This is a genomic window from Peptoniphilus catoniae (assembly GCF_901447155.2).
In the GTDB taxonomy this organism is placed as follows: domain Bacteria; phylum Bacillota; class Clostridia; order Tissierellales; family Peptoniphilaceae; genus Peptoniphilus_E; species Peptoniphilus_E catoniae.
This window is the reverse complement of sequence record NZ_LR588419.1, coordinates 74038-81078: the sequence shown is the minus strand read 5'-3', so window position 1 is coordinate 81078 and position 7041 is coordinate 74038. Positions and strand designations below refer to the sequence as shown.

Here is a 7041-nt window from a genome sequence, read left to right as displayed (position 1 = left end):
ACTGTTTTATTCTCGTTCATTGTAACGTCTAAAACATTTCCCATAACTCCTACTGCTGTGCCATTAACTGTAACTGTATCTAGTTCATAACCAGTCTCTGGTGTAAATGTTAAAGTAACTGTTTCATTTTTATTTTTTGTAGCATTTGTTGGTGTTACGCTTCCGTGTCCACCTTCTACACTTGCTGTTAATGTATAAGTTACTGGTGCTGGTGGTGTCTTTTCTGTCCATTTTGCATATATTGTTGTGTCTGTATTTATTGTTTCATTTACAAAGTCGAATGGTGTTGTAAACTCTGCGTCTTTATACCAACCTGCAAAGGTGTAACCGTCTTTTGTCGGGTCTGTAGGTTTGGTTACATGTCCGCCTGCTGTTATTGTTTGTGATGCTACCGCACTTCCGCCATTTGTATTAAATGTTACTGTGTAGCTTGTCGGTGCGTTTTGAGTCCATTTTGCATATAGTGTTATGTCTGTATTTATTGTTTCATTTACAAAGTCGAATGGTGTTGTCAGCCCTGCGTCTTTATACCAACCTGCAAATGTGTAACCGTCTTTTGTCGGGTCTGTAGGTTTCGTTACATGTCCGCCTGCTGTTATTGTTTGTGGATTTATCGCAGTTCCGCCATTTGTATTAAATGTTACTGTGCATACATAGGTAATATTTAAAGTTACATTAAGCTCTTCTGAGTCAAGACCCGTAGCATAATCATATGTCACTTGAGTCGGTTTCGCGTTATCAACTTTAAAACCGTCAGCTTCAAGAGTAGCTCCTATTAAATTCAATACTTGTGCACTTTCAAAATTATCCGGAAAATCTGCATAATTTATTTTCAAATCACTTGTTTTTACTTTAACATCATACGTTTGGTATCCACCGTGAAAATCATTTATTTCCGTGTTATTTACCAGGTTCAAACTCGTTAGGTGATTACTATAACAATGAAGATATCTAAGTGCCGTGTTTTTACTTACGTCCAGCTTTGTCAGTTCATTTCCCGAACACCCAAGGCTTTTAAGTGCCGTGTTTTTACTTAGGTCCAGGTTTGTCAGTTCATTTTCATCACAATAAAGGCTTTTAAGTGCCGTGTTTTTACTTAGGTCCAGGTTTGTCAGTTGGCTACTACCACAATGAAGATATTCAAGTGCCGGGTTGTTGCTCAAGTCCAGGTTTGTCAGTTGATTGGCATAACATTGAAGATATTCAAGTGCCGGGCTGTTGCTTACGTCCAGGTTTGTCAGTCCACAAGCATAACAAGTAAGTTTCACAAGTGCCGAGTTGTTGCTTAAGTCCAGGTTTGTCAGAGGATTACCAAAACAAGTAAGATATTTAAGTGCCGGGTTGTTGCTTACGTCCAAGGTGCTTATTTCGTTATAATAACAATGAAGGGACACAAGTGCCGGGCTGTTACTCATATCCAGGTGTGTCAGCTTATTTTCATCACAAGAAAGGTTCACAAGTGCCGGGTTGTTACTTACGTCCAAGTTTGTCAATTTATTTTTATCACAAGAAAGGTTCACAAGTGCCGGGTTGTTACTTACGTCCAGGTTTGTCAGGTTATTTTTCGTACAATCAAGTTCTCGAAGTGCCGGGTTGTTGCTTAAGTCCAGGGTTGTCAGTATATTATTATTACAATAAAGTTCTTTAAGTGCCGGGTTTTTACTTATATCCAAGGTACTTAGTTTGTTATAGCTACAAGTAAGTGTTTGAAGTGCTGTAAAATATTTGATTCCTGTTAAATCTGCAATGTTTTCATTTCTAACGTTTATCGCTGTTATACCTGCAATTTCCGTATCACTTAATTTACCGTCACCGTCAACATCAAGTGTTACCACATAAGCTCTAAATTTACCGTCCGGGAAGTTTGTTGCATTAATCTCAACATCTCCCGGTCCTGCCCAAACTGGGCTTACGATTAAATTCATTATAAGCATCATCATTGCTAGTAGCATTGCGATGCGTCTTCCTCGTTTCTTTTTCATAATTCTCCTCCTTTTTTCTTGTATGGAAATGGATTTCTCACTTTCTACCTTTATCTTATAAAATTTTTTTCTTTTGCACATCACCCGAAAGGATGAGATTTTGTAAAATTTTATAATTTTTTTGTGTTTTTTTCTATTCTTCTACTTTTTTCTTTTGAATAAAAAATAAACTGCTAAGACTAGTATGGCTGCTCCTGCTCCTGAAATTCCTATGCCCATGGTTCTATTGCTACTTACATTGTCGACGGTGAAGTCTTCGCCACTGTGGATTCCTTTTTTTATATAGGATATATCTAAATCATCGGCTAACATAAGCCAGTCGCCTTGTTGTACGCCAACTACTGTAAAGTCAAGGGGACCTTTGTCAGCATATACTTCGTAGGAGTACCTCGTTTTGTCTACTTGGTCCTGCCACTTCATGCACTTATAGCCTTCGATAACATCTGGTATATACTCATCCTCGCTTAGGTAAGTAGTGTCATCGTTTTTGCTCTTGTGTATAGTAAGCTCATAGTCACCTAGGTCGTCCTCTGTTATATCCTTCCACTTGTCTATGGTTTCTATCTCTTTAAATATGCGCGGATCGATGTTATAGTCACCTATCTTTATTGGTGCTATAAGCTTGCTTGAGCTAAGTTCTTCTGTGTTAACACCTTTATTATCACTCTCTGTGTCCCCACCCAAAACGAACCAATCGTACTCGTAGTCTGTGTCTTTAACGTGACTAAAGATTTCCGCCTTTCTATATGCTGCAAAGTATGGAATGGTTACTTCTGTTGCTGGATCTTTAAATGGTAGTTCTGGTTCTACTGTGCCTGCTAGGATTATAACTTTGCCTTCGTTTTCGCTTTTTATTTTCCCATCGTCTACGTATACTGCTTCTTCCAGGGTCTTTTGTATTCCTGGCTGTTCTACCAAGATTAATATTCCAAGTCCAAGTATTAACGCTCCTACTATGATCAGTATTATTATCTTTTTCATAATTTCCTTCCTTACTCCTTTTCCTATGGAAATGTTTGCTTTATATCTTTATCTTATAAAATTATTTTCTTTTGCACATCACTTGAAAGTATGACTTTTTAAAAATTTTTTGAAATTTTTTCAATATATGAAATTAGTATAAATATAATCTTTTTGATATAATTAGTTTAAGAATTCTTTAATTATTAAATTAATAGTTAGAAAAAATTATTTTATTTGAAGGGAGGCTACTATGTATCGCAAAGAAATCTTAAGTTATATTTTTTCAATCATTTTTGTTTTAATCGCATGCGTTCTGCACGCTTTGGATTTTTATAATTTAGTGAATTTCCCTGTGAATACCATGGTGCTTGTTCTCTATACAATTGTAATTTTTATGTGGATGCACAATATGATTAATAGAGTCCTTAGACCTTCTATAGTCACAAGATTTAGACTCATCGGCATACTTCTCATCTGTTACCTTACGGTGAGAACTGTTAAGTACGAAATCTTTATGGGTAACGAAGACGCAGTAAGAATTGCAAGAAACTTCTACTTAGTCTTTCCACTTATTTTAACTCAGCTCGTGTTCCTCACATCTCTTCACGTCGGGAAATCCGAGAGAGAAAATATAAGCAAGTACTGGAATCTTCTTTGGATACCTACTTGTGTATCTGCGTTATTAATCTTAACCAACGACTACCACGAGCTAGTCTTCTCCGTTGACCCGAATGCTAGAGGTCTAAATTTGTACGGTCCCGTATATTATTTAATACTTATCTACATAGGTATCTTCGCTATATTAACCATCACATTTACGATGCTCTATTCAACTAAAACTAGCCATATGTCTTCAGTAAATCTGCCTATCTCCATTCTTGTAATCTGGATTATCTACACCTATCTATACATGACTGAATGGGAGCCATTCGAATTTGTTAAAATCCTCTTCAAGAGTGCAGAGTTTAATATTTTGATGGTGCTACTATTTATTGAATCTTTGGTATTTATGAGACTTCTGCCTTCCAACAGAGGCTACGAATCATTCTTGCAACTTTCTTCTCTAAATATTGGGATTGTGGATTCAAATAAAGAGATGATCTTCCGACCGAAAAAGTACAGTGATATAGATCTTGCTCTCGTTGACAAGGCGATTTTAAATCCGATTTTTATCGATGAAGACACCCTTCTTGAAAGTGCAAACATAACCGGCGGCACATCATTTTGGTTTGTAGATTTTACCGATTTCAACAATCTAAAGAGAAAACTCCTTTCCATGAGTGAAGATATGCTAAACGAAAACGAACTTCTAAAGGCGAATAATGCCTTGGAGAAAAGTATGGTCAAGGTGGAAGAAGCTAGAGAAATCAGAGAGCACATTCAGATGAAGCTAAAGCCTCAGTTCGATCAGCTTAAATATATCTTGATGAATCTTCCTGAAGATGAGGAACTATTTGAAGTAAAACTAAAACACGCCTGTTTCTTAGACGTGTACATAAAAAGATATTCCAATCTATTCCTTATTACTAAGAATAAAAAGATTCTAGACCTTGCAGAGCTAAGGCTTGCGTTTTCCGAATCTCTCGACTATTTGAAACTAAGCGATGTTAATACCAGTTTAGATTGGAATCTAAGTGGCAGGTTCGATGCCAAGTACTGCCTCGATCTCTATGAAATTTTTCAATATGCCTTGGAATTTTACATGCCTGGAATAGACATTTTCCAGGTGAGTCTATATAGAAAGGACCGTATACCTACCCTAAGTATTAAAATTACCGGTGTAGAGCCGAAATCTTTCTTAAGTAAGTATAAAGATACCTATGCTGATCGCAAAGTCTCCATTAATGAGGACCTAACAGAGGATGAAATAAACCTATGTATTTATCTTGGAAGGAGGCATATATGACTCTTTTAAATCTAAGTACTAATAACCTTGCCATACTATTTCTTTTTAACACCTTAGTCTTGGTAGCAAGTGTAAAGATTGTTGTCGATACAGCAAGTAGTAAGCTATACTCCAAGTATTTTGTGCATAGTATATTCATCTTTTTATTGAGTTTTTTCTCTATTCAAATTTTGGCAGAGATTGGAACAGGCAAACTCTACTTTGCAAAACTTGTGGTAGACTTTCCCGTTTACCTATTTATAATCTTAGATTTGTTCCTCTGCACCCTTGAAATTCTCTTAGCAATAAGTTTTATAAATACTAAGAATAGTATTATAGGTAAGAACTCCATCAAGGAAAGTATGGACAATCTCCCTGACGGCATCTGTTTTTCAAAGCTTGACGGTACGCCGCTTCTGGTAAATAGAGTAATGCAGGATATTAGCTACGCAGTGTTCGGAAATATGCTAGTAAACGATGTGGTCTTTACAGAAGATGCAAGAAATAATAAAATAAAAAAGGATGCTCGTATCTTGCAACGAGATCCTCTAATAGTAGAAGCACTGGGAGATATTTGGCATATAAAGACGATCATTCACGACAATTTCAGAGAAACCTTGGCATATAAAATCACCCTTGAGTGGGGCCTGTACCAAAAGATTGAAGAAAAGAATAGACAGATTGAAAAGATCAACCGAAGTCTCAAAGAATATCAAAAAAATGTGGCAGAGTACACGAGACAAAAAGAAATCTTGCAGGCAAAGATTAAAATCCACGACAAGATTGGTCAGTCCCTAATCTATTTTAAACACTACTTAGATATGGACAAAAAGACCAAGGAAGATCGGGACAAACTCATAAACTTATGGATGGAGAGCCTTGTAATGCTCGATGAAAAAGATGATTTCTTAAGTGAAAAGGAAGATTCTTCGAAGAATGAAGCAAATTTCGAAAAACTGATCTCCACCGCAAAAGATATTGGAGTTGCGGTCCACTTGGACGGCGAGACTCCTAGGGACGAAGGCGATCTAAATCTCTTGGTCGATATAGTTCACGAGGCATTTAACAATGCCATTCGCCACGGTCAAGCAAAAAATATATGGATTAAATTAGATGAAGGGGATTTAAATATCCATTGCAAGATAAGAAACGATGGCATCCTATCTAAAGAACCTATAAAAGAAAAGGGCGGTCTCAAAAACATCCATCAAAGATTAAAAAGCTTTGGTGGTAAGATGAATATAGAACTTAATCCACAATTCACCTTGGACCTATCCTGGCCAAAAGGAAGAAACTATGACCTATAAAATAATGATTGTAGACGATCAGTTCGTCTCCAGAGAAATGTTTAAACTATACATCAGCCAATGCCCAGACTACGAAGTGGTCTACTGCGTCGATACCGCCATGTTTGCAGATACCTATGTACTAAATACTAAACTCGACCTAGTTATCATGGACATACTGATGCAGGACGGTTCAAATGGCCTCGATGCTGCAGAAAAGATAAAAAAATTAAAACCAGAACTTAAAATAATAGCCGTTACAAGTATGCCGGAAGTATCCTGGATGGATAGGGCAAAAAAAATCGGCATCGAAAGTTTCTGGTACAAAGAAGTCTCAGAAGAGACCATCTTAGAAATCGTTGAAAGAACATTAAATGGAGAATCCATCTATCCAATTAAGACTCCAAATGTCAAATTGGGAATGACTAAATCCACCGACCTAACCCCGAGGGAGATCCAAGTCTTAAGACTCCTTACCACAGGAGTTGGAAACGACGAAATCGCCGACAGCTTAGGCATCTCACTTAACACGGTTAAGACCCATATCCAACATCTCTTGGACAAGACTGGATTTACAAGTCGAACACAACTTGCAATTCAAGCGCGCATCACAGGATTTGTAATAGAAGACGATTAAAATTAAACAAAATAACGAAACCCCCGGTCTAACTGGGGGATCAAGTACAAAAATGGCTCTCACGAGCCCTATTTTTATTTAATCATTTTAATTGTAGCAGTCTTAGTGTGGCTGTTCCAAATGATGTCCTTGCCATCTTGTAGACCAAGTGCCCTTGCAATATTTGCAATTGGAAGCATGGTTCTATTATTTTTAATCTCTGTTTTAACATCACTTAGATATACATTTCCATTTTTTAACAGCCCTTCGTAAAGGACTATTTCTTTGGTATCTTTATATTATTATTTT

Annotated in this window: 6 protein-coding genes; 3 read left to right on the top strand and 3 right to left on the bottom strand. The window is 36.9% G+C overall.

Annotated features, from left to right (window positions below; genetic code table 11):
* Together PEPCATONIAE_RS08180 and PEPCATONIAE_RS08175 are read right to left on the bottom strand one after the other, a co-directional pair.
* Positions 1-1982, bottom strand: a 1982-nt coding sequence (locus PEPCATONIAE_RS08180) for an InlB B-repeat-containing protein (RefSeq protein WP_180339382.1), incomplete at its 3' end; no start/stop codon positions are given.
* 141 nt (positions 1983-2123) lie between these two features.
* The gene (locus tag PEPCATONIAE_RS08175) at positions 2124-2900 is read right to left on the bottom strand and encodes a hypothetical protein (RefSeq protein ID WP_138160650.1); all 777 of its coding nucleotides are present in this window, start codon (positions 2898-2900) and stop codon (positions 2124-2126) included.
* Between the two features lie 1021 nt (positions 2901-3921).
* Here PEPCATONIAE_RS08175 and PEPCATONIAE_RS08675 point away from each other — a divergent pair.
* The 3 genes from PEPCATONIAE_RS08675 to PEPCATONIAE_RS08160 are packed head-to-tail and all read left to right on the top strand — an operon-like array spanning position 3922 to position 6753.
* The gene (locus PEPCATONIAE_RS08675) at positions 3922-4851 is read left to right on the top strand and encodes a hypothetical protein (protein ID WP_246060461.1); all 930 of its coding nucleotides are present in this window, start codon (positions 3922-3924) and stop codon (positions 4849-4851) included.
* Positions 4848-6137: a sensor histidine kinase gene (locus tag PEPCATONIAE_RS08165; protein WP_138160648.1), complete on the top strand. Its 1290-nt coding sequence runs from the start codon at positions 4848-4850 to the stop codon at positions 6135-6137. The genes PEPCATONIAE_RS08675 and PEPCATONIAE_RS08165 overlap by 4 nt, the downstream gene beginning before the upstream one ends.
* Positions 6127-6753 carry a response regulator transcription factor gene (locus PEPCATONIAE_RS08160; RefSeq protein WP_138160647.1) on the top strand — a complete coding sequence of 209 codons (627 nt, stop codon included), beginning with the start codon at positions 6127-6129 and terminating at the stop codon, positions 6751-6753. The genes PEPCATONIAE_RS08165 and PEPCATONIAE_RS08160 overlap by 11 nt, the downstream gene beginning before the upstream one ends.
* 74 nt (positions 6754-6827) lie before the next feature.
* Here PEPCATONIAE_RS08160 and PEPCATONIAE_RS08790 read toward each other — a convergent pair whose 3' ends face one another.
* Positions 6828-6995: a stalk domain-containing protein gene (locus tag PEPCATONIAE_RS08790; protein ID WP_428842302.1), complete on the bottom strand. Its 168-nt coding sequence runs from the start codon at positions 6993-6995 to the stop codon at positions 6828-6830.
* Positions 6996-7041 lie beyond the last annotated feature (46 nt).